22 protein-coding genes are annotated in these 22,574 nt (G+C 40.4%); 10 read left to right on the top strand and 12 right to left on the bottom strand.

Translation table 11 applies throughout. The features are described 5' to 3' along the window. Positions 1–23: 23 nt before the first annotated feature. Positions 24–917, bottom strand: coding sequence for a (2E,6E)-farnesyl diphosphate synthase (gene ispA / locus VUI23_RS05805; RefSeq protein WP_216050045.1), 894 nt, complete (start codon positions 915–917; stop codon positions 24–26). Then, entirely contained in the window at positions 914–1,165 is a 252-nt protein-coding gene (locus VUI23_RS05810; RefSeq protein WP_216050046.1) for an exodeoxyribonuclease VII small subunit, read from the bottom strand. Before VUI23_RS05810 ends, ispA begins: the two co-directional genes overlap by 4 nt. Before the next feature lie 313 nt (positions 1,166–1,478). Between VUI23_RS05810 and pomA the strand changes: the two genes are divergently transcribed. Next, entirely contained in the window at positions 1,479–2,243 is a 765-nt protein-coding gene (gene pomA, locus VUI23_RS05815; RefSeq protein WP_216050047.1) for a flagellar motor protein PomA, read from the top strand. A gap of 3 nt (positions 2,244–2,246) precedes the next feature. Beyond that, positions 2,247–3,176, top strand: coding sequence for a flagellar motor protein MotB (locus tag VUI23_RS05820; RefSeq protein ID WP_216050048.1), 930 nt, complete (start codon positions 2,247–2,249; stop codon positions 3,174–3,176). Between the two features lie 26 nt (positions 3,177–3,202). On the opposite strand, the gene VUI23_RS05825 is transcribed toward VUI23_RS05820, so the two are convergent. From VUI23_RS05825 to VUI23_RS05855, 7 genes are read right to left on the bottom strand one after another with little or no spacing between them, the layout of a single operon-like run. Further along, the gene (locus tag VUI23_RS05825) at positions 3,203–3,751 is read right to left on the bottom strand and encodes a DUF3833 domain-containing protein (protein ID WP_342807280.1); all 549 of its coding nucleotides are present in this window, start codon (positions 3,749–3,751) and stop codon (positions 3,203–3,205) included. A gap of 2 nt (positions 3,752–3,753) precedes the next feature. Further along, positions 3,754–4,209, bottom strand: coding sequence for a chalcone isomerase family protein (locus VUI23_RS05830; protein ID WP_252729369.1), 456 nt, complete (start codon positions 4,207–4,209; stop codon positions 3,754–3,756). Positions 4,210–4,263: 54 nt separating this feature from the next. Further along, positions 4,264–5,517, bottom strand: a complete 1,254-nt coding sequence (locus VUI23_RS05835; RefSeq protein ID WP_216050050.1) for a cyclopropane-fatty-acyl-phospholipid synthase family protein — start codon at positions 5,515–5,517, stop codon at positions 4,264–4,266. Then, entirely contained in the window at positions 5,507–6,250 is a 744-nt protein-coding gene (locus VUI23_RS05840) for a DUF1365 domain-containing protein (protein WP_342807282.1), read from the bottom strand. Before VUI23_RS05840 ends, VUI23_RS05835 begins: the two co-directional genes overlap by 11 nt. Then, positions 6,250–7,539, bottom strand: a complete 1,290-nt coding sequence (locus tag VUI23_RS05845) for an FAD-dependent oxidoreductase (protein ID WP_342807284.1) — start codon at positions 7,537–7,539, stop codon at positions 6,250–6,252. The genes VUI23_RS05840 and VUI23_RS05845 overlap by 1 nt, the downstream gene beginning before the upstream one ends. Beyond that, a complete protein-coding gene (locus VUI23_RS05850) occupies positions 7,536–8,264 on the bottom strand; it encodes an SDR family NAD(P)-dependent oxidoreductase (RefSeq protein ID WP_342807286.1) in 729 nt (242 codons plus the stop codon). The genes VUI23_RS05845 and VUI23_RS05850 overlap by 4 nt, the downstream gene beginning before the upstream one ends. Then, positions 8,261–8,683 (bottom strand): nuclear transport factor 2 family protein, encoded by a 423-nt coding sequence (locus tag VUI23_RS05855; RefSeq protein WP_216050054.1) that lies wholly within the window; start codon positions 8,681–8,683, stop codon positions 8,261–8,263. Before VUI23_RS05855 ends, VUI23_RS05850 begins: the two co-directional genes overlap by 4 nt. Positions 8,684–8,865: 182 nt before the next feature. Between VUI23_RS05855 and VUI23_RS05860 the strand changes: the two genes are divergently transcribed. From VUI23_RS05860 to VUI23_RS05870, 3 genes are read left to right on the top strand one after another with little or no spacing between them, the layout of a single operon-like run. Beyond that, a complete protein-coding gene (locus VUI23_RS05860) occupies positions 8,866–9,447 on the top strand; it encodes an LON peptidase substrate-binding domain-containing protein (RefSeq protein ID WP_216050055.1) in 582 nt (193 codons plus the stop codon). A 56-nt stretch (positions 9,448–9,503) separates the two neighbouring features. After that, a complete protein-coding gene (locus VUI23_RS05865; RefSeq protein WP_216050056.1) occupies positions 9,504–10,118 on the top strand; it encodes a sigma-70 family RNA polymerase sigma factor in 615 nt (204 codons plus the stop codon). Then, positions 10,111–10,782, top strand: coding sequence for a ChrR family anti-sigma-E factor (locus VUI23_RS05870; protein WP_216050057.1), 672 nt, complete (start codon positions 10,111–10,113; stop codon positions 10,780–10,782). Before VUI23_RS05865 ends, VUI23_RS05870 begins: the two co-directional genes overlap by 8 nt. Before the next feature lie 95 nt (positions 10,783–10,877). Here VUI23_RS05870 and VUI23_RS05875 read toward each other — a convergent pair whose 3' ends face one another. After that, the gene (locus VUI23_RS05875; protein WP_216050058.1) at positions 10,878–11,645 is read right to left on the bottom strand and encodes an outer membrane protein assembly factor BamD; all 768 of its coding nucleotides are present in this window, start codon (positions 11,643–11,645) and stop codon (positions 10,878–10,880) included. Positions 11,646–11,877: 232 nt separating this feature from the next. Between VUI23_RS05875 and rluD the strand changes: the two genes are divergently transcribed. The 3 genes from rluD to clpB all read left to right on the top strand — a co-directional run bounded on the left by rluD (position 11,878) and on the right by clpB (position 16,375). After that, a complete protein-coding gene (gene rluD / locus VUI23_RS05880; RefSeq protein ID WP_216050059.1) occupies positions 11,878–12,861 on the top strand; it encodes a 23S rRNA pseudouridine(1911/1915/1917) synthase RluD in 984 nt (327 codons plus the stop codon). Beyond that, complete coding sequence (pgeF, locus tag VUI23_RS05885) at positions 12,854–13,609, top strand: peptidoglycan editing factor PgeF (protein ID WP_216050060.1); 756 nt, start codon at positions 12,854–12,856, stop codon at positions 13,607–13,609. The genes rluD and pgeF overlap by 8 nt, the downstream gene beginning before the upstream one ends. A 195-nt stretch (positions 13,610–13,804) precedes the next feature. Next, positions 13,805–16,375 carry an ATP-dependent chaperone ClpB gene (gene clpB / locus VUI23_RS05890; protein ID WP_216050061.1) on the top strand — a complete coding sequence of 857 codons (2,571 nt, stop codon included), beginning with the start codon at positions 13,805–13,807 and terminating at the stop codon, positions 16,373–16,375. Positions 16,376–16,486: 111 nt separating this feature from the next. Here clpB and prsT read toward each other — a convergent pair whose 3' ends face one another. Further along, positions 16,487–19,273 carry an XrtA/PEP-CTERM system TPR-repeat protein PrsT gene (prsT, locus tag VUI23_RS05895; protein WP_342807288.1) on the bottom strand — a complete coding sequence of 929 codons (2,787 nt, stop codon included), beginning with the start codon at positions 19,271–19,273 and terminating at the stop codon, positions 16,487–16,489. Between the two features lie 180 nt (positions 19,274–19,453). Next, the gene (gene xdp1 / locus VUI23_RS05900) at positions 19,454–20,254 is read right to left on the bottom strand and encodes an exosortase-dependent surface protein XDP1 (protein ID WP_342807290.1); all 801 of its coding nucleotides are present in this window, start codon (positions 20,252–20,254) and stop codon (positions 19,454–19,456) included. Between the two features lie 457 nt (positions 20,255–20,711). Here xdp1 and pssA point away from each other — a divergent pair, with 457 nt between their 5' ends. Further along, complete coding sequence (gene pssA / locus VUI23_RS05905) at positions 20,712–21,506, top strand: CDP-diacylglycerol--serine O-phosphatidyltransferase (RefSeq protein WP_216050064.1); 795 nt, start codon at positions 20,712–20,714, stop codon at positions 21,504–21,506. 204 nt (positions 21,507–21,710) lie between these two features. Next, positions 21,711–22,304, top strand: coding sequence for a PEP-CTERM sorting domain-containing protein (locus VUI23_RS05910; protein ID WP_342807292.1), 594 nt, complete (start codon positions 21,711–21,713; stop codon positions 22,302–22,304). Positions 22,305–22,574 lie beyond the last annotated feature (270 nt).

Consider the following 22,574-nt stretch of genomic DNA (forward strand, 5'->3'; position numbering starts at 1 on the left):
ATTTATGTTTGTGGCTTGCGAGTCTAAAAACGTCGATTAACAACAAAATCGGAAAATTCGCGCAATAACGTTGTATTGTATGGCAAAGCGTCTAATGCGTGAAGTGCTTGTTGATGAAGTTGCTGCAAATATGTTTTTGCACCTTCTAATCCCAACAACGAAGGGTAGGTGGATTTGTTCTGAGCTTGATCAGAACCTTGCGGTTTACCAATCACCTTGGAGTCACCTATTATATCTAAAATATCGTCTTGAACCTGAAAAGCTAGGCCTAAAGCTTCACTATATTGATCAAGCAGTTGACTCACTTCTGGAGCAAGATCTTCGGCCAAAATTGTGGCCATGGAAACCGATACTTTAAACAATGCACCTGTCTTGAGATTATGCAGTTGTTGTAACTCTGATTGGGAAATCGGTTTATTGGTGGCTGCTAAATCAAGGGCTTGCCCAGCACACATACCGTGAATTCCAGAAGCTTGAGAGAGCAATTTAACCAGCTTCAACTGTTTAATTGGATTGTTTATCGCAGAATCTGCTGAGCTAAGTACATCAAAGGCGAGAGTTTGCAATGCGTCACCGGCCAAAATAGCAGTTGCTTCATCAAACGCTATGTGACAGGTCGGCTTACCCCGCCTCAGTTCATCATCATCCATCGCAGGTAAGTCGTCATGGATCAGCGAATAGGCATGAATACATTCAACTGCAAAGGCTGGCACATCCAATTTATCTATAGAAACACCCAGCATTTCACCAGTAGCATAAACCAAAAATGGTCGTGTTCGTTTTCCGCCATTGAGTAATGCGTATTGCATCGCTTGTGTTAAGCGTGTCGCAGGGGACGAATGCTCGACAAAATATTGATTGAGTAAATTGTCAATGCGCAGGTGAAAGCGCTTTTGGTTTTGAACTAAAGCGGTCACTCATCTATCCGTTGTTGGTCTAGCTCCTGAAGCACATCTTCTTGATCTTGTTGCATCAAAATCTGCACTCTTTGTTCAGCCGCTTTGAGCATTTTTTGGCTATTTCGAGCAAGTGATATGCCCCTTTCAAACTTCGCTAATGCTTGTTCTAAAGGAATATCTCCCTGTTCCATTTCTGCAACCAGTTGCTCTAATTCCTGCATTGTGTCTTCAAACGAATTGTCACTTAGTTCGTTGTCTTTACTCATCTGGTACAGTGTCCTTAATAGCGAATATTTTAAAAGTTGGGAACGATACCTGAGGCACCATTTTTGGTCAATGGATTTTACTCCACCTAGGTACATAGCGGGCAATAAACTTGATAATTTTAGTAGTTCATTTGTGCCAAACTGTAATTGTATATGCTATGTTTTCCTATAACTTGGATATAACTCCTTTAGAATCGGCTTCAACAGTCGATAAAATGGAATAATTCAGTGACTTATCCGGGTAAATACCTTAAAAAGAGTAAGGTATTCGGGTCTTTTTTCGATTAGCTTATCGAATCCTTGGGAGGACAATGTGGATTTAGCGACCCTTATAGGTATGCTTGGTGCAATCGGTTTCGTCGTCATGGCCATGGTTATGGGTGGCGACATTAGTATGTTTATGAACGTGCCATCTATCCTTATTGTATTTGGTGGTACATTGTTTGTGGTGCTATCTCAGTACACACTTGGGCAGTTTTTCGGTGCGGGTAAAATCGGCGGAAAAGCATTCATGTTTAAGATTGAATCGCCTGACGACCTAATTCAGAAAATTGTAGAAATGGCTGATGCAGCTAGAAAAGGTGGCTTTTTGGCCCTTGAAGAAGCTGAAATAGAAAATGCATTCATGCAAAAAGGCGTCGATATGTTGGTAGATGGCCACGATGTCGATGTGGTCAGAGATACCCTTGCTAAAGACATTGCGATGACCACTGAACGTCACGAGTTTGGTGCCACAATTTACAAAGGTATGGGAGACGTTGCTCCTGCAATGGGCATGATCGGTACTTTAATTGGCTTGGTTGCTATGCTTTCTAACATGGATGATCCAAAAGCAATTGGACCCGCAATGGCTGTGGCACTATTAACCACCCTATATGGCGCTTTTTTTGCGAATGTTATTTGTTTGCCGATGTCAGTTAAATTGCTAAACCGTGCGAACGAAGAGAAACTTAATCAAAGCCTGGTGTTAGACGGCATAATAGGTATCGCAGACGGACAAAATCCAAGAGTTATCGAAGGAATATTGAAAAGTTATCTTGCTGCGAATAAGCGCGGTGCGGCGACAGAGGAAGAATAGTCAATGGCAGAGCAAGAATGCCCAAAATGTCCTCCTGAAGGACTCCCTGCGTGGATGGGGACTTTTGCGGACTTAATGTCTCTGCTGATGTGTTTCTTTGTGCTGTTGCTGGCCTTTTCTGAAATGGATGTGCTTAAATTTAAGCAAATTGCCGGTTCAATGAAATTCGCTTTTGGTGTGCAGAATAAAATTGAAGTCAAAGATATTCCTAAAGGTACCAGTGTTATTGCCATGGAATTTCGACCTGGCAGACCAGATCCCACTCCCATCGAAAATATCCAGCAGCAAACTGTTGATATGACCCAAGAAATGTTGGAATTCCAAGCCGGCGATGAAGATTCTGCTGGCGGACGGCAAAAACAACGAGGTGAACAACGAGGTGGAGCAGCACAACAAACCGCTACTGACCAGTCTTCGTCTTCTGCTCAACAACAATCTAGTCAAGAACAAACTAACGAGTTGATGAAAAAAGTCGCTCAACAATTACAAAAACAAATTTTAGATGGTTCTATTGAAATGGAATCTTTAGGCCAGCAAATTATCATAAGGATCCGTGAGAATGGATCGTTTTCCGCGGGATCTGCCTTTCTACAACCCCAATTTCGTCCCATTTTGAAGACGATTGGTGAATTACTTGCAGATGTTCCAGGTGAGATAGAGATTTCTGGCCACAGTGACAGTCAGCAAATATCCAATGAGTTATATCGCTCTAACTGGGATTTATCCGCGCAAAGGGCGGTTGCTGTAGCAGAAGAAATTAGAAAAGCTGACGGTTTTGATGAGCAACGCATGTTGGTGGTAGGGAAGGCGGATACCGCGCCATTGTCGACCAATGAAAACGCTGGAGACAGAGGTCGTAATCGCCGCGTAGAAATTGCTATTAACCAAGGTAAACCTATGTATTCAAAACCCATTTCGGTTATCGAGCCTTAAGGGGGATGCTAACCTAACTCCCTAGGTTATTGGCATTTCCTAAGCGGCTCAGTTTTATCAAAGAAGATGGAAATTTCTGCCACTCCGATACCTAATTTACTCATATACGAACGATTCATCATGCGCTTTTCATCCAACATGTACATCCAATCATCTACTTTCAGATCAAATTCTGAATCATCTACAGGCACTCTGAGTGTATAGTGCCAATTGAAACTCATACCATTAGCTTCGCCACTTGCTTGGCCAATTACATCACCTGCAGACCCTGTGACAGTGCCGTCTTGCTGAATATTAAGTTGCCACTGTCTGATTTGCGTTTCGCCATCTGCATAGTAAAACGTTTCGTGTAATTTTCCGCTATCACCTTGCCAAGTGCCAATGATGTCAACACAAAAACGACGAGTCGTTTTGTTATTGATATCTTGCACAATTCCCCACGCGGTTACATTGCCTGAAAAATACTCTTTTAGTTTAAATTCTGGTGTGGTTCCTTGATAATCATCGACCGAGGATGAACACCCAGATAAACCGACCATTGCAGCGCAAACCGCTGTGTATTGAATAAAGTTCATCGTTAACCTCCAATCAGTTGTTTACGAAGTTTGGGGTAACTGCAGTTTTCGTCGAGCCATATGGCCAGAAAACTCGGTCCAAATTTGGGGTCTTGTATCACTCCAATGAGATCATCATTAAAAAAGAATTGGCTGTGACCATTCGCATTGACCTTCAAGGTCAGTACGTCATTTTTTTTGATATTCGGCCAAATTGAATCAAGCTCATCCAGCCAATTTCGAATATTCTGCGAGGAATAACCTAGTTTTTGCCATTCCTGTTCTGTGCGCTCCAATAAGTCTTCACTTTTTATTGCACGTAAGTATTTTATTTGCAGTGCCAATGGCAGGTTATCAGCAGCATATTCTCCATTCTTGCTATAAAGAGTTGAGAAATAAATATCGAAAAAGAATACCTCTAGTTTGGCAGAACCGACTTTCGTCAGTCCTGTTATTGGATTAGCCATTACTATATTCATTGTGTTACTGCTCACCATCAATATGAAAAAAAATCCCAAAGTTTTTAACATCGGCTATCTGATTACTTGTCCGATGAAAGACGGCTTACTTAGCACTAACTGCACTGTTGAAATGGTGCGTTCTAAAAATCCTCCTTCACAATAACTAAAATAATAACGCCACATTCGCATAAACCTTTCGTCATATCCTTCTTTAGCGAGCACTTCACGTTTGTCTAAGAAGCGCTGATGCCAGTGATTGATGGTTTTTGCATAATCTAGTCCGATATCATGTGAATCGCGGATCATCATGTCGCTGTATAGTTTTAAGTGCCGGTTTAGCTCATATTGAGAAGGTAGAAATCCTCCCGGAAATATATGTTTTTGAATAAAGTCCACGTCTTTACTGTAACTTTCGTAACGACGATCATCTATGGTGATGGATTGCAGCAGCATCAAACCATCTTTTTTTAGTAGTGAAGAACACTTTTCAAAGAAATTAGGCAAGTACTCTTTGCCCACCGCTTCAATCATCTCTATGGAAACCAGTTTATCGTACTGACCTGTTAACACTCGGTAGTCTTGCTTTAGCAAAGTGATACGACTTGTCAGATTTTCCTTAGCTACCCATTGTTGCGCATAATCAAATTGTTCATCAGAAATAGTTGTTGTAGTGACTTTGCAACCGTAATGTTTAGCTGCAAATATGGCCAAACCACCCCAGCCCGTACCGATTTCCAAAAGGTGATCATTTTCATTGAGTTGCAATTTGTCACAAATCGCTTTGAGTTTAAGTTGTTGGGCTTGTTCCAAGCTAATATCTTGGGTTGGATAAATAGCCGCGGAATACATCATACTGTTATCTAAAAACTGGGTATAAAGCCTATTCCCTAAATCATAATGTGCTGAGATATTCTTTTTGGCTTGATGTTTAGAGTTTTTATTTTTTAAATGACTAATCTGACGAAGTGGAGTGGCTATCCATCTCATTTTTGCTTCCCAAGCATCCAGCATAGGCAAATTGCGCGCGAAGATTCGAATCACATCGGTCAAATTTGGCGTTTCCCACAAATTATCCGTGTAGGTTTCACCCGAAGCGACGCTACCTCCAAATAGTAATTTTTTGTATGCTTTTAAGTCGAGAAAGTTAATTTCGGCGTGAAGATCTGAATTTGCATCGCCAAACCTGTCAACTAAGACTCCGTGTTCTTTTATGGTCATCATACCTTCAGGTATCTGACTGAAAATTTTGAGCAAAATATTTCTGCAAATTCGATCTGTGGTGGATAACGTTTCAGTCTGAGTCAGGGTGTTTTCACTATTTAACATCTGCTTTTTTTTCCTTATTGCCAGGATGACCATAAAAAGGCACACCTTTAACAAACAATTTCAATGCTTGCCAATAAATACCGACAACGGTTTTTATTGTCATACTTGGGATATTTAGTATTACGCGTAAAAGGTGTTTTGAGTTCAATGGTTCACGAACAAGATTGAGATTTGCTTGAAAGTGCTTCTGCTCTTTAAAGCAGCTAAGTGACAATGTGAGTCTTTTGCTAGGTTGCTTAACGTTCCATTTATACTGCATATCTAAGGGATTAAATGGAGAAACATGAAATTCTTTATCACAGTCTTGTTGGACCGCTAAATCAACCAAATAGTGATGTCTTTCGTTCCAAGGTGTATTGCTCACCTCAGCAAGTAGATGACTAAATGTGCCATCTGGTTGTTGTAAATAATAAAAATTGACTGGGCTAAAATACAAGCCAAACATACGCAGTTGGCCTAACAAAAATACCTTTCCAGACAGTGGCTTTTGCGCTAATTCAGACATACGTTGTATCACCGATGACTTTAAATCATCTTGTGGATTACCTAAAAAATCTGAACGCTTAAACCTAACCACTGAAAAACGATTGGTAGAAAAGCCTTTTACGTTTTCGCAAAGCTCGTCTATTTCATCTAGGTTGAGCCAAAACATAAATATTTTATAGTTAAAGGCATGCTTTTTCGGAAGGTGTCGCGCATGAAAAACGTTGCCAATATATAGCGCACTGTCCATTAGAGTTCAGCCCCAAATCGACTACACACATCTAAAGCACTGCGCACACCGTCTTCATGAAAGCCGTTGTACCAATACGCACCGCAAAAATGCATGCCCGCCACGCCACAAATCTCAGTTCTTCGGGATTGTGCCTTGGCGCTTTGCAAACTAAATTGAGGATGATGGTATTCGAACTGTTTTAAAATTTTATCAGGGGCGATATGCTCACTATTATTCAGTGTCACGCAAAAAGTATGTTCCGACTCTAGGCGTTGTAAAATATTCATGTTGTAAGTGAGTGATGTTGGTTCTTGTTCCTCGTTAGGACCACCTTTGAGTAAATAATTCCAACTCGCCCAAGCCAATCTGCGCTTCGGCAATACAGAGGTATCAGTGTGCAATACCACTTCATTGGGACTGTAGGGCATAGCCGATAAAATATCTTGTTGTGCAATAGAAGGGTTTTTAATCATTTTTAGCGCCTGATCACTATGACAGGCAAATATCACTTCATCGAATTCAAAGTTGCTGTTACTTAGATCCCCATCGACTGCCGCCAATGTAATACGATATTTGCCATCTACATATTCCACTTGACTAATAGGACTGTTCAATAGAATTTTGTCCCTGAAACCTTCTGTTAATGGATTTATATATTCTCTGGAGCCACCAATGATGGTGTACCATTGTGGTCTGTCAGTGATATTTAATAACCCATGGTTATTGAAAAATTGTAAAAAGAACGCGAGCTGAAAGCCTTTAATATCTTGCAACGTTGCTGACCAAATCGCAGCGCACATAGGTAAAATATAGTTGTGATTAAAATCTTCGCTAAATTTATGTTGAATTAAAAACTCGCCCAGAGTGATATCGCCAATTTGTTCGGGCGTTTGTTCACTAAAAAGTTGTTTACATAATTTATTGAAGCGCAATATGTCGCGGACAATTCGGTGAAATTTAGGACGAAGAATATTTCTTCGTTGGGCGAATAGACTATTAATTGTATTGCCGTTGTATTCTAAGTTTTCACTCAGGTTTTTCACACTGAAACTCATTTCTGTGGGTTGACCTGCCACCCCGATTTTTGCAAGTAGCTTAATAAAGTTAGGATAAGTCCAATCGTTGTAGACTATAAACCCAGTGTCTATGGCGTAACTTTTTCCGGCTACATCAACATCTACAGTGGCGGTGTGGCCGCCAATGTAGTTATTGGCTTCGAACACGGTAATGTCGAACTTTTCATGGAGTAAATGGCCACATGTTATGCCAGAAATGCCGCTTCCAATAATCGCGATTCGCTTTTTCATTCAGTATCCTGAGTATTCTTCATTTTGCTGCTTATTTTAAATTTCGCCCATGCAGGAAAAAGATTTAAAAAACGTAATATAAAACTTAATTTTTTGGGGAAATAAATGCTTGAATGGCGCTGTTCAATTCCCACTAATAAGGCATCAGCAGCCTCATTGACGCTAATTTTCATTGGCATTTCGAAATCATTTTTATCCGTTAATGGTGTTTCTACAAAGCCTGGAGAAGCGCTCTGAATGAGGATGTTTTTGGGCGCTAGGTCAACTTGCATACTCTTACTGAAGTAGTGTAAGGCTGCTTTACTGGCACCATATGCTTGACTGCGAGTGAAGGGCAGCAATCTCGCTAAACTATCCACAATCACTATTTGCTGTGGTGGACTGCTCGCTTTGATTAGTGAAGCAGTGCAATTTACGACACCCATGAAATTGACGTCAAACACCCGTTTAAACAATGTCACTTCAAAGCAATCTATATCGACATATTCGCACACACCTGCGTTTAGCACCGCGATATCTGGATGCACGTTTTGCAAAGCGTCAGCAACTTGCTGTTGATTCGCTATATCGAATTTGAGTGTCGATATATTGTCGTATTTCGCCAGCGCTTCTAACGCGTCTTGATTTCGTCCGCAAGCAATTACCTTGTAATTTTTTTGTGCACACAAAAGCGTGAGCGCTTTACCAATGCCAGATGTTGCGCCTGTGATTAAAATTGTTTTCATGAGACTAACCTTCGTTTAAGTGCCCTGATAATATGTTTTAGCAGCGGGACTTGCTCATAAATCATCTCTCCCAAGTCGTAATAATCTCGGTGGAATACAATCTTATCGTTAGCGCTTTTTAAGTGACTAATACCGTCAACTTCAAATTCTTTCCCCGAATTTAGCTGGGGGTGCACTATTCTCATTTTCCAGGTTACGAAAATATCACCCTCAACCTCAGTGATATGTTGAATCAAACAGTCACATTTTGATGTGTTAGTAAGTAAATTTTCAAAGTAATCTTTTATACATTTAAGCCCTTGATGTTGGCTAAGCGGGTCTATCAAAGTTGCTTCGGGAGCATATACATCGCCCAAGTGAGCAATTGATTGCAACGACAAGTTTCGGTAAAAATTTTCGAATTTTTTCAATACACTCATGATCAATACTTTCTGTTAGCTCATAGTTAGGTTTACTCGACCCAGTTTCATTGGGATCATATTTAGACTAAAAATAGTCTAGTTTGTGGTGAACTTCGGTGAACGATGAAATTTCAGATTATTTGGATCTAATTTGCTTTGCCTAGCGTAGATGTTAGTGATGAATAATTAGGAACAGCAAATTGGCTTCTGAAACCTTTACTTCTCCATTGTTTCCATTGTCTGCACATATATTGCCAGGTGGCGTAATGTCATTACGTATTTTTGAACCCAGATATATTCGAATGGTAAAAGAGGCTTGTGCTGAACAATCTGGCTTCGTTATTAGTATGCTCAATTCAATGGGTGACAAAACATCAAACCAACATATGTATCCAATTGGGACTTATGTCACAGTTGAAGACTTTGATTTATTGGAAGATGGCTTGCTGGGTATCACTGTCAAGGGCCATTCTTGTGTATGTATAGAATCAGTTGAGACGGCAAAGGACGATCTCAGAATCGGACAGTGCCGCTGGCAAGAAAACTGGACATCTTCGGCAGTTGAAACTCGAAATATCGATGTAGATTTAAAATTAAAAGAAATTTTCGATAAATACCCAGAAGTTCAAGCGCTTTACCCTAACCCCAAATTCGACGATCCGGTTTGGGTGGTTTATCGCTGGTTAGAACTTCTCCCTGTCGATGCAGATCAGAAACAAACCTTTTTACAGCAGAAAGATTGTCTAGCAGCCTTGGAATTTTTATCACAACTGGTAAAGTGATCCTTATCTATTTGAATGCGTATAAATTGAAATAATTTGATTTCAGGAAAGTACGCATGCTGGTCGGAATTCCATTGCAGTCGAAAAATGCAAATATACCCACACCTAAAGAATGTGCTAAAGAAATGTCTGAGCACTTGGTTACAGTGGCTGAAATGCGCTGTAAGCGTTCGTTCGCTGAAGTATTTAATTACTTCGCACCTAGGCTCAGATCTTATTGCTTGAAACAAACAGGAAACGAAGCGCTGGCGATGGAGTTAGTGCAAGACACTATGTCTAATGTTTGGCAAAAAGCGCATTTATTCAATGCTGAAAAAGGTTCCCCTTCGACATGGATTTTTACTATAGCTAGAAATCTACGATTTGACATGTTGCGCAAACAACAAAACCGCAAGGAAGACATCTGTTCAGACGACTTGTGGCCAGTGTTGTGCGAGCATACAGCGGATGTCAACGAGGTTTCGCTGGAACAGCAAATGACCATGCAACAAATAAATACCATGTTCGAATCTCTTCCAGAAAAGCAGAAAGTGGTTATTGAAGCCATTTATATTGAGGGCAAATCTCAACAAGAGGTTGCTTCACAGCTAGATATTCCTTTGGGGACTGTGAAGTCTCGTACAAGGTTGGCGTTACAACGATTGAAAGAGTTGATTAAAGACGATGATTAATTTCCACCCAACTCAGCAGCAGTTGAGCGATTTTGCTCAAGGCTTAAGTGCTCCAGCGTTGTCGCTGGTGATTTCCGCCCATGCTGACATGTGCCCACAATGTAAAAGGCAAATTTCTCAGTTAGAAAGTGCATCTGCGAAAATACTTGTTGAGCAACCTATTGACAGAATGGCTGAACAACCCACTGATTTTGCATCTATGTTAGCTGAAATTACCTGTTTACCCGCTGCTGAGGGGCCGAGCAATATCTCTCAATCCCATCAGATAGAATTAGATGGTCGCAAATTTACTGTCCCCAGAGCTTTGAAACGCTATGTTGAAAAGACCGGTAATTGGTCACATCTATTGGGAAACCTTTGGCAAGCTCCCGTTGATTTAGGTCCCATAGGTAAAGCTAATTTTATTTTTATGCAAAAACAGGGGCGGGTGCCGGAACACACTCACAGAGGAACAGAACTGACCTTGGTGATTGATGGTGAGTTTAGTGACGGTATTTCACATTATGATACGGGTGACTTTATTCTGATGAATAGCGAAAATACTCACGCGCCATATTCTGAAGCCAGTGAAGGCTGTTTGGTGTTTACCATTGTTGATGCGCCCTTGCACTTCACATCTGGTATCGCACGTTTGCTTAATCCCTTTAGTCACTTGTTTTTCTAGGTATAATCCTAACAATCCATAAAAAAAACGCGCTGGCAATTATTGTCAGCGCGTTTTTTAATGATTTAAATTAATTAGTACGTTAGATTTATCTGTTAGCTAACGTAGCGACTGTCTGGATAATTGAGTCTCAAGGTTTTTAACGCATTATTTTTTAATTCTTCAAGTTCCAGTTGGTCATAACATTCAACCATTATCTCTAATGCATTTTGAATTTCACTAGAATCAGGGAAGTATTCAAGCACGTATCTGCCACGATTTGCAGCAGCAACATAAGCTTCTCTGCGCATATAAAAACGTGCAACGGCGATTTCATACTTGGCTAAACGATTTTTAATAAACACCATGCGCTTTTTAGCATCAGCAGCGTATTTACTATCGGGAAATTTATTAATTAAACGGCGAAAATCAGAAAATGCTTCTCGTGAACGGCTCGGGTCTCGATCTGAGCGATCAATGCCAACCAGTTCTTGGAAAAGGTTTTTATCAGCATCTAAATTAGTTAAACCACGCATATATAGTGCATAATCCACATCTGAGTGATTAGGATTGAGTCGCACAAATCTATCAATAGTGGCAATAGCTTCATCTGTTTTACCTACTTTATAATAAGAGTAAATCAGATCTAATTGCACTTGGTGTGAATGTGGTCCAAAAGGGAAACGAGAATCAAGTGTACTTAATATTTCCGTCGCAACGTTGAAATTACCTTGCGACATACTTTCTTTTGCTTGATCATACAGCGCACTTTCGCTTCTGTTCCCAATTAAAATATCTTCATCATCAGGTGAAGAAGAACAGCCATACATAGTGGCAACAGAAAGCAGAATGATTAGTTTGTAGAATGAATTTTTAAATGTCATGTTACTCTTATTCTATACAGGGATTTAGCAGGCGTTAAAAAATCCGCTAAACTTTGTTTTCAGTAATCCATCGATCCGAGGCATTCTACCCTAGGGATCCATGGGATGCACGTTTTGTTATAAATCACCTAATCGTGATATCTGGCGTTTGCATTTGTACCCGCATAATGTGAATTATATTGCCAGTTGCGGGAAATTATATTTTTATAGATCTTTAAGGACACAATTTTACATGCCCAGCGATCCTCAAGCGATAAAACTCTCTACAGATGTACCAGAAACATTAATTGGTAAACGGTTAGATCAAGCTTTAGCCGAATTGTTCCCTGATTATTCACGATCTCGCTTAAAAGAATGGATTTTAGCCGGAAGTGTCAGTCTAAATGGGACTGTGTGCGATAAACCAAGAGAAAAAGTATTTGGTGGTGAGCAAGTATCCATAGACGCCACGTTGCAGGTGCAAGAAAATCATGTGGCGCAAGATATCGAATTAAATATAGTGTATGAAGACGAACATATATTAGTGATTAACAAACCAACGGATCTTGTTGTTCATCCTGGAGCCGGAAATGCAGACGGCACAATATTAAACGCTCTGCTTAGCCACGCACCAGAGGTCGCTAGTGTTCCAAGAGCTGGTATTGTTCATCGCCTCGACAAAGATACAACAGGCCTTATGGTCGTTGCCAAAACAGTTCCTGCCCAGACTCATTTGGTTGAACAACTTCAAGCTCGCGAAATTAGTCGAGAATATGAAGCTGTGGTCTATGGCACTATGGTCGCTGGTGGTATCGTTGATGCTCCGATTGGGCGACATCCGACTAAACGTACCAGTATGGCTGTCCGTGAAACCGGTAAACCAGCGGTCACTCATTATCGTATTAAACAGAAATATCGCGCCCATACGCACCTAAGACTAAAATTAGAAACCGGCCGTACCCACCAAATTCGCGTCCATATGTCCCATTTGCGATATCCGTTAGTTGGAGATGTGTTATATGGCGGCAGACCACGTTTACCTAAAGCCTGTTCTGAAGATATGATTAACATGTTAAGAGGATTTAAACGCCAAGCATTGCACGCTATTCAATTGGAACTATCTCATCCTACAACAGGGGAGTGGATGAGTTGGCAGGCTCCTTTACCAGATGACATGGTGGAACTACTATCTGTTCTCAAAGAAGATACCAAGGAACATGGATTTGCCGATGACTGAAGCTGTGTTATCAAGCCCAATTCGGACGCCTCATTGGACTTTGCCTGAAGGTGTTAAGGCTTTTTATACCACACGTAAAATGGGAGTTAGCCAGCCCCCATACGAGAGTAATAATTTGGCAATGCATGTTGGCGATAATCCAGCTGATGTGCAGTTTAATCGAGATGCATTGCCATGTGCAGACTCGGTGGCTTGGTTAACGCAAGTACACGGAATTCGATGTATTCGTATTACAAAAGATTATTTTTTACCTCTAGAAGTTGCCAAAGCCGACGCCAGTTTTACCACTGAAAGAAAAAGTGTATGCGCTGTGATGACTGCTGATTGTATGCCAATTCTTGTGGCGAATACTGCCGGCACTTGTGTGGCGGCCATTCACGCTGGCTGGCGCGGTTTAGCCAATGGTATTATTGAAAACACAATTGCTGCGATGAATTGTGAGCCTGGTGCTTTGACGGTTTGGGTCGGCCCGCATATTTCGCAACGACATTTCCAAGTATCTGAGGATTTGAGGAAAGTATTTGCTCAGTATCCTGAAGCATTTGTTAAAGATACGGAAAAGGGAAAATACTTGTGTAGTTTAGCCCAAATAGCCCGTGAAAAGTGTCATTCAATAGGTGTGGGTAGTTTTGTAGAAAGTGGTATATGTACTTATGTTCATCATGGCGACTTCTACTCTCATCGGTATGCCCAACATCACGGCCAAGCTCAGACAGGTCGATTTGTATGCGGTATTTATTTACAGTAATTGTAATTTGAGTTGCTATAAATTCAGTAGCTTTTTTTCCTAAATCCAACTTTAGGCCTTATTCCAAATTAAAATCGCAATTCTCTCGCGTTTATCGACAATTTACTGATCTAGATCAATCATTAATCATTCCTTACCTTGAATTGGTTACTAAAAGTACCCATTAAGTTGGTAAATCAATTTTGAGGAAATTTTATGCGATTAGATAGATTTACCAGTAAATTTCAGATGGCAATCTCTGACGCACAATCGATTGCATTGGGCCGAGACCACCAATATATCGACCCTGTCCATTTAATGACAGCTTTGCTTAATCAGCAAGGTGGTTCAATTCGCTCGTTGTTTGATAGCGTAGGAGCTAACGTTAATGGTTTACGCTCATCCCTAGCAGAGGCAATTGATAGATTGCCCAGAGTAGAAGGGATTGGCGGCGATGTGCAATTGAGCAAAGACTCCATTGTACTGTTGAACCTGAGCGATAAAATCGCCCAGAAACGTAAAGACGAATACATTAGTTCTGAAGTGTTTGTGTTAGCTGCATTAGAAGATAAAGGCAAACTAGGCGATATTCTTCGTCAGCTAGGCATTACCCAATCACAAATCGAGAAAGGCATTGAAACCATGCGAGGTGGTCAAAAAGTGACCGATCCGAATGCCGAAGATGTACGTCAAGCGTTGGAAAAATACACTACAGATCTTACTGAACGAGCAGAGCAGGGCAAACTGGATCCAGTGATAGGTAGAGATGACGAGATACGCCGTACTATCCAAGTTTTACAACGACGTACCAAAAACAACCCTGTATTAATCGGTGAGCCTGGCGTGGGTAAAACCGCTATCGTAGAAGGTTTAGCACAGCGGATTATTAATTCTGAAGTGCCTGAAGGATTGAAAAATAAGCGTGTGCTATCTCTGGATATGGGCGCACTTATCGCAGGAGCAAAATTTAGAGGTGAATTTGAAGAGCGTTTAAAAGCAGTGCTAAATGAACTGTCTAAAGAAGAAGGTCGGGTGATCTTATTCATCGACGAGTTGCACACTATGGTCGGCGCGGGTAAAGGCGAAGGCGCGATGGACGCTGGTAATATGCTCAAACCTGCTTTGGCGCGAGGGGAATTACACTGCGTTGGCGCAACGACATTAGATGAGTATCGTCAATACATTGAAAAAGACGCTGCTTTAGAGCGACGTTTCCAAAAAGTCATTGTCGATCAACCTAGTGTTGAGGACACCATTGCGATCTTACGTGGGCTCAAAGAACGTTATGAATTGCACCATTCTGTTGATATTACTGATCCGGCAATTGTCGCAGCAGCGTCGTTATCGCATCGCTATATTTCGGATCGACAGTTACCAGATAAAGCGATTGATTTGATTGATGAAGCTGCCTCCAGTATCCGTATGCAGATGGATTCTAAACCAGAGGACATGGATCGTTTAGAACGTAGAATAATTCAATTAAAGCTAGAAGAGCAGGCGCTATCTAAAGAAAAAGATGATGCCAGTCATAAACGCCTAGAACTAATTGAATTGGAGCGTGAACAATTAGAAAACAAATTTTCTGAGTTTGAAGCCATTTGGAATGCTGAAAAAAGTGCGATGCAAGGTACACAGCATATTAAATCTGAACTTGAGCAAGCTAAATTAGATATGGAAATAGCGCGTCGGGCTTCTGATCTTAATCGCATGTCAGAATTACAATACGGCCGCATTCCTGAACTTGAACTGAAATTAGAACAAGCATCAGAAGCGGAGCAAACAGAAACTCAGTTGTTAAAAAATAAAGTGACTGAAAACGAAATCGCGGATGTGTTATCGCGCTGGACAGGCATTCCCGTCAACAAAATGCTTGAAGGGGAAAAAGACAAGCTGTTGCGCATGGAAGAAGCCTTGCAAAGTCGAGTGATTGGTCAAACAGAAGCGGTGAACGCAGTGAGTAACGCTATACGACGTTCTCGCGCCGGATTGTCTGATCCCAGTCGACCTATAGGTTCATTTTTGTTCTTAGGCCCTACCGGTGTAGGTAAAACAGAGCTATGTAAAGCCCTTGCTAACTTTATGTTTGATACTGAGCAAGCAATGGTGCGTATCGATATGTCAGAATTTATGGAAAAACACTCGGTTTCCCGTTTAGTGGGTGCGCCTCCAGGGTATGTCGGTTATGAAGAAGGTGGATACTTGACCGAAGCGGTAAGAAGAAAACCTTACTCAGTCATATTGTTGGATGAAGTTGAAAAAGCGCATCCAGATGTGTTCAACATTTTATTGCAAGTACTGGATGATGGTCGTCTAACCGATGGTCAAGGTCGAACTGTTGATTTTAAAAATACGGTCATAATCATGACCTCGAATATTGGTTCTGATGTAATTCAAGACAAACATCAAGAGAGTCAGTATTCCGAAATGAAAAATATGGTAATGCAGATCGTTGAGCAACAATTTAGACCTGAATTCATAAACCGTATTGATGATGTAGTGGTGTTTCATCCACTTGGTTTGGAACAAATCAAAGCTATCGCTAAGATACAGTTACAGTCTTTACGTCAGCGTCTACTTGAAAAAGGCTTTGAACTTGATTTGTCGCCAGCAGCTCTGGAAAAAATCGCTGAGGCTGGTTTTGATCCTGTATACGGAGCAAGACCGCTTAAACGAGCAATTCAGATGGAGATTGAAAATCCGCTAGCACAACGGTTGCTAGCAGGAGAGATTCAGGCTGAAAGTACTATTCGAATCGATATGGATGGTGATTCATTGAAGATTAGTTAAACCGAGAATTTGGGTACAGCATTGTTGTTGCTATACCCATTGTAAGGCCGTTTATTAAAACGCCGATTACTATTTGTAGTCGGCGTTTTTTATTTACTTCAAACGATGATTTTAGAGTTTTTCTAACAACGCTTTAGCTTGCTTCTTTTCGATGAAATCCTGATCAGAAGATAGGGCTCTTTGCAAAGAAGCTTTAGCTTCACCCGTTCTTCCTAGCTTTTGCAAAGTGAAGGCTAAGTGATATTGATTAGAAGGCGAATTAGAATTCATTGCAAAAGATTTACGCAATATCGTTAGTCCTTCTTCATGTTTGCCTTGTAATGTTTTGATCCATCCTTGGGTATCATAAATTGCCGCATTTTCTGCTCCAAGGGCTAGTGCTTCTTCGATATATTGGTTCGCTTTAGTCAAATCTTTATTAACATAAATGTTAGCTAAGTTATTGAACATATAAGCTTTGTTCGGTAAATCTTGAATTTTTACTAATTTCTCATAATGCTTCGAAGCTTCTTCAAAACGATTCTGATTAAGCAAAAAGTCCGCAAACATACTACGATGGAAATGTGCTTCGGGATTTTGTTGTAAAAACTCAGTAGTAAAATGCTCAAACTTGTCACTGTTAATGCCTCTGGAAGCTAACTGGTATAATTTAAACATTGCAGTGCGGTTTAAATTATTGACCTCTAGGGCAAGTAAATAGTGTTCAAATGCCGCATCCAAGTTGTCGCTAGCCACATTCACATCTCCAGCCAAGATCAACAATCTTGAATCATTAGGATGGGTCTGTAACCATTTACTAACCATATCATTAGCTTTATTCAAGTCGTTGCTGGCTAAATGTAGGCGAATGTACTCAGTGGCAAGAAACAAACTATCGGGATGAATTGCGGAAGCATCAGCGATGCTCTGTTTCGCATCATCAAAAAGCCCCGCTTTAAACTGAAGTTTACTTAACTCAACCAAACCTACGGCATCATCTTTAACCATATAATGAATCTTTTTAATTTCTCGCACCGCTCGGTCAATTTGCTTCAACGCAATGTATAATTCCACTCGACGCATTTGATAAACGGCCATATCAGGTTCGGTTTTAATTGCGACGTTTAATTGCCTAATTGCTTTTTCAAGCTCACCTTGTTGAGTATAAATAGTGGCCAGCAATTCTAGAGCGGTTAAATTATTAATGTCTTTCTGTAATACCCGCTCTAAATTCTTCTCTGCCTCATCGCTCATGTTTGCATTAAATTGGCAGCGAGCTAACAGGGTTAAAATCCGCACATTGTCGGGTTGAATAGTGTTGAGCTTTTCGACAATCTGCAGTGCTGTCTGATGTTCACCACGGGAGCTTAATAGGTTGGCTTTGTTAAATTGTGCAGAGAAATGTTCAGGGTTAATGGCAAGTGCTTGGTCTAAATATTGTTCAGCTACTGCTGGGTTACCTAGGCGAATTTGAATGCCAGCTTTTAAATTCAAAAAGTCGATATTTTCAGGAACCGCTTGTAGCAGTTTATCGGCAATTTCATCCGCTTCGTTTAGCCTACCCATATCCATTAATAATTCACTGCGCAGAATAACAAAACGAAGATTTGTTTGCGCATATTCGGATTGGTCTAATCTGGTTAAAGCATCTTCGAGTTTGCCTCTCGACTTTAGGGTTTTAATTTCCAATAATTCAACATTTGGATTTTCTGGATACTGGCGTTTTAATTTCCCAGATATTTCCACCGCTTTAAATGCTTTATCGTTAGCTAAATATAATTCGGCAAGTAACAGAGCATTATCTAGCTTCTCCATGAGTTTACTTTCATGACGCTGCATAACTTCTAAAGCAAGTTTAGGATCATTCAGTTTTAAATGAGTTTGCGCCAGCAGTGCGATAGCTTCGATGTTATCTGGCACGAAATTAAGATATTGAATGAAAAATGTTTTGGCTTGCAAATAGTTCTGTAAGGCAAAAGCGGATAAAGCACTGACGTAAAACAAAGATGGATCATCTTGCAAACTTTCTTCACTAAGTCCTGCTAGTTGAGAGCTTAATTTTTCTAATTCTTTTGCAGCATCGTCACTTAATTGATTTTTCGCTAATAACCAAGCTTTCAATAACATTCCAGTCGGATCGCCGGGAGTCTGCTGCAAAATTTCGTCCAATAACTGCTTGGCTGAATCTATATCTTGGTTTTGCAGATAAGCACTTACTAACGAACGTTTTATAATGGGATCATCAACGTCAAGTGCGTAACTCTGTTTATAGTAAGTTATGGCTTCTAGCATATCTTTTTGGAAAAGATACAAATCTCCTTTGATACGCAATGTTTGAGCGTTGGTGGGTTCTAGCGCAAGTGATAATTCTATGTAAGACAGAGCTTTGTCAAACTGCTCATCTCGTATTTCAAGTGACGCAAGCGCATTGAGTGTGCGTATATTGGCTGGATCATTCTTTAATGCTAATTCATAACCTTTGCGTGCAGCGTCGATATTTTTAAGGTTTAAGTGGGCGGTGGCGACAATAATTTGCCAATCGTTTCGGCTCTTAGGAGTGAGGTTATTGAATTGACTATCAATGATTTTTTCGTTTTGCTTGGTATAAAGCCAAACCTTACCGAGGGTATCTACTATTAAACTGGGATCTGCTCCCATGGCTAATGCTTCTTCGAGTACTTCCTCTGATTCATACATATAACCACTGATTAACAGTACTTTGCCCATGAGTATTTTAGCGGGTAGGCTATCTTCGTTTTGTTGTAAGCTGTTTTTCAAATGGATATAAGCAGTTTCAAAATCTTTATCTTCAAATGAAGCCAGAGCTTTTTCGTAAAATTCACTGCTGGTTTGTGCGATAACCTGGCTACTTACTAAAAGAAAAGCAGCTAAGGACATTTTTCTGGCCAGTTTCACCACGTATGATCTCTCTATAATTATGTAACTATGAATTGCTATCATTTTGCATTACAAGATACCGCAAAGCGCACATACTTTACACTGTTGGCGGATAAATTACTGCGCACTGCTGAATTGATAATGTCAGATTTTAGACATAAAAAAAGACGGCGAACCGTCTTTTTGTCATTATATATTTTTCTAAACTGACATTTTACGTCTGAATATTGCTGCCATACCCGCTAAAAATAACGCAAATGTTGCTGGTTCAGGAACTTGTGTTTGACCTTCACCTTTGCGGGTTGTGATGTTTTTCAGTTTAATCGCATCATAGTAACTGTCTTCCGCATTGCCAGAAAAAACAGAGTTATACACACCCACTAACCAATATTTTGATTCAAAACCTGGGGCAATGGTTGCCGTGTTTTTGCCAATGTTGAACTTGTCGGTTTGATATCCCCAACCTTCAGATAACAAATCACTCCACTTGGTATCCGAAGAAAATGGAGTAGTACCGAGATCTTTCGTACCAGTGTAACCAACGATACTGACATCTGAATCATTACTATACCAACCAGCTTGAACGCTGGTTAACTCTACAGCAGTATCAAATTCAAATAACACCATGTCATAGTCACGCCATCCGTCGTTACTACCTTTGTTATCTATCGCGTGATGCGGAGAAGAGTCACCTTCATCGTTATTCACTGCACCTAGACCTGAACTGTAACGTTTTAACTGGGCGCTCTCAATGTACGGGTCTCTGTCATAAGAGACATTGCTAGAATTACATTCTGGACCAGAGAGACAGTCGTCGTTGCCGCTTGATGACCAAGCACTTACCGTCATACCAATGGTGCCAGATGTAAAGCTGAGTGAATTAGAACCCCAACTTCCACCAGAACTGAAATTCCAATTCTGAGTTTCATACGTGGTTGTGCTTGCTGAAGCAAAACCTGTGACCGCTAATGCGAAAAATCCTGCTAAAACTTTATTAACCATAACTAATATTCCTACATCTTCCAAACTAAAGGCCGAGACCTTCACTGGAATGAGTTAAGCAAAAAACAAACCAACTATTGCAAGTGTATTGTAAACAACAGCTTAAGTGCTTTTTCGGTAATATTTTCCCAGGTCAATTTGTCTCCCTGTAAAAATAATGGACAGTAAAAAATTTACCTGTTTCCAGATGGCGACATGGTAAGATTTTATCGTTCTAATCTTTCTTAAAGACAGTATACCGCGAGATTAAAGGGAGTTATGTATGACTTTCGTAGCATAGGTATTTTGAGATATAAGCGTTTACTTATAAAGGAAATGCTCAAATAGGAAACATTTTTCAAAAAGAAACAGTATATTTGCGCAAAGAAGCGTTAAAATTAGTCCGTGCAAGGGTGTGTATGATTTTGAGCTAATTCAGGATTATGCTATCTTGTGCGCTCATTTTGAAGGGGGAATAATGTCGGATTCTAAACGTAAAGGTATTTATTTGTTACCGAACTTGCTGACAACGGCTGGTCTGTTTTCGGGTTTTTATGCTGTAGTCGCATCGATGAACGGTCGATTTGAAGCCGCGGCAGTGGCGATTTTTGTGGCCATGATATTTGATGGCCTAGATGGTCGAGTTGCGCGCATGACAAATACCCAAAGCGAATTTGGTGCTGAATACGATTCTATGGCCGATATGGTGTCTTTCGGAATGGCGCCGGCTCTTGTTGCTTACAATTGGGGCTTAACCGATTTAGGTAAAGTTGGCTGGTTGGCTGCCTTTATTTATGTGGCGGGTGCTGCATTAAGACTGGCAAGGTTTAACACCCAACTAGGTGTGGCGGATAAACGTTTTTTCCAAGGCTTAGCAAGTCCCGCTGCGGCTGCATTAGTTGCCGGAATGGTCTGGGTTGGCGTTGAATACGACGTCGATGGCAAAGATTTCGGTCTAGTAGTCGCTGTGTTAACGGGCTTAGCTGGATTATTAATGGTAAGTAACTTCAAATATAACTCGTTTAAAGAAGTTGACTGGCACGGCAAGGTACCTTTTGTTGGACTTTTAATTGTGATGTTAATTTTCATCATTGTTGCCACGGCGCCTTCTTTAGTATTGTTTATAGTGTTTGCCCTCTATGCGTTAGCAGGACCTATAAATACGTTTCGAAGTGTTGATAAAGTGCGCCTTGAAGATGTAGTTGGGGATCGTGAAGAGTCTGATTGTGATTTCGACGATACACCCAAAAAATCGACTGAAGACGATAAATAATCGAGCAACTAAGTGTCAAAAAATTTAACGATCTCAATAGGCTTATTTTGTTACGTAATAATAAATTACTGATTCATATAATAAAAATAAGTTGGTTCAGTAATTGCTTTACTTAATTGCTGAGGTCGCACTGTTTAGTTTGTGACCGAAATATAACAATAAAAATGAACGAAATCGTTTAAAACAATAATAAGGTTCACTAGTATGAAGTATTTGAAAAAAGTTTTGCTCGCAACAGGTCTTATTGCCACTACACTGGGAATGTCTCTTTCAGCAAATGCTGGCGCAATTATTCAACAAGATATCTATGCAGATGTTTTGTACTCTGATTTTAATCCATATGGCATTGATTTAGGTCCGCAGATGATTGGTACTGTTACGTACAATACTGAAGACGCGGATGGGGCCGGTTTTTTAAGTACAGCAGAAGTTAACTTAACGCTAGGCTCTTTGTCTTTAACAATGGATGACAGCGAATCTGTTCAGTTTGATCAGCCCATTGTTGCTGGAATCAATCCTTTTGATCCCACTGCTGGTCTAGACTTCATGATTGAAGTTTTTAACTTGTTTGGCGACATGCCAGATTACGTTTTGACGTTAGATATCGGTAATTATGAAGGTTTAGTTACAATTGATGAGATTGTTTATGACATAAATGGGGATGTTGAAGAAGTATTCTTAGATGCGCTAGGCTATACAACACTTGGCGCCGTAACATACGTTCCAGAGCCTTCAGCGTTAGTACTTATGCTTGCTGGTTTAGGTTTACTAGTACGCAGAAAAGTGGCTGCTAAGTAAATTTATTCTCTCGTTTTAAAAAACCTGGCTTCAGCCAGGTTTTTTTATGTCTGTTAATATATTCACCTGTATACCGATTTGTCCTATTTCTGCTTTTTTGTTGATTTCCATTATTTTATTGCGGAGCAGTTTAATTTGTCCTCAGGCTTATTCACTATGCGTGATAGAGCGGAGTAGAGTGGCTTTAATTTCGTAAACTCATTTTCTAGCAAAGAACGTCAATTTACAGTCATTTTAGTTTTGGCGCGCTTGTTGCAATTCCACATATTA

Source organism: Alteromonas sp. M12 (genome assembly GCF_037478005.1).
Classification (GTDB): Bacteria; Pseudomonadota; Gammaproteobacteria; order Enterobacterales; family Alteromonadaceae; genus Aliiglaciecola; species Aliiglaciecola lipolytica_A.

Excerpts from the sequence above, each read along its gene's own strand:
- VUI23_RS05810 (WP_216050046.1), bottom strand. The coding sequence starts at position 1,165 with ATGAGTAAAGACAACGAACTAAGTGACAATTCGTTTGAAGACACAATG.
- VUI23_RS05820 (WP_216050048.1), top strand. The coding sequence starts at position 2,247 with ATGGCAGAGCAAGAATGCCCAAAATGTCCTCCTGAAGGACTCCCTGCG.
- VUI23_RS05825 (WP_342807280.1), bottom strand. The coding sequence starts at position 3,751 with ATGAACTTTATTCAATACACAGCGGTTTGCGCTGCAATGGTCGGTTTA.
- VUI23_RS05830 (WP_252729369.1), bottom strand. The coding sequence starts at position 4,209 with ATGAATATAGTAATGGCTAATCCAATAACAGGACTGACGAAAGTCGGT.
- VUI23_RS05835 (WP_216050050.1), bottom strand. The coding sequence starts at position 5,517 with ATGTTAAATAGTGAAAACACCCTGACTCAGACTGAAACGTTATCCACC.
- VUI23_RS05840 (WP_342807282.1), bottom strand. The coding sequence starts at position 6,250 with ATGGACAGTGCGCTATATATTGGCAACGTTTTTCATGCGCGACACCTT.
- VUI23_RS05845 (WP_342807284.1), bottom strand. The coding sequence starts at position 7,539 with ATGAAAAAGCGAATCGCGATTATTGGAAGCGGCATTTCTGGCATAACA.
- VUI23_RS05850 (WP_342807286.1), bottom strand. The coding sequence starts at position 8,264 with ATGAAAACAATTTTAATCACAGGCGCAACATCTGGCATTGGTAAAGCG.
- VUI23_RS05855 (WP_216050054.1), bottom strand. The coding sequence starts at position 8,683 with ATGAGTGTATTGAAAAAATTCGAAAATTTTTACCGAAACTTGTCGTTG.
- VUI23_RS05865 (WP_216050056.1), top strand. The coding sequence starts at position 9,504 with ATGCTGGTCGGAATTCCATTGCAGTCGAAAAATGCAAATATACCCACA.
- VUI23_RS05870 (WP_216050057.1), top strand. The coding sequence starts at position 10,111 with ATGATTAATTTCCACCCAACTCAGCAGCAGTTGAGCGATTTTGCTCAA.
- VUI23_RS05875 (WP_216050058.1), bottom strand. The coding sequence starts at position 11,645 with ATGACATTTAAAAATTCATTCTACAAACTAATCATTCTGCTTTCTGTT.
- rluD (WP_216050059.1), top strand. The coding sequence starts at position 11,878 with ATGCCCAGCGATCCTCAAGCGATAAAACTCTCTACAGATGTACCAGAA.
- pgeF (WP_216050060.1), top strand. The coding sequence starts at position 12,854 with ATGACTGAAGCTGTGTTATCAAGCCCAATTCGGACGCCTCATTGGACT.
- clpB (WP_216050061.1), top strand. The coding sequence starts at position 13,805 with ATGCGATTAGATAGATTTACCAGTAAATTTCAGATGGCAATCTCTGAC.
- xdp1 (WP_342807290.1), bottom strand. The coding sequence starts at position 20,254 with ATGGTTAATAAAGTTTTAGCAGGATTTTTCGCATTAGCGGTCACAGGT.
- pssA (WP_216050064.1), top strand. The coding sequence starts at position 20,712 with ATGTCGGATTCTAAACGTAAAGGTATTTATTTGTTACCGAACTTGCTG.
- VUI23_RS05910 (WP_342807292.1), top strand. The coding sequence starts at position 21,711 with ATGAAGTATTTGAAAAAAGTTTTGCTCGCAACAGGTCTTATTGCCACT.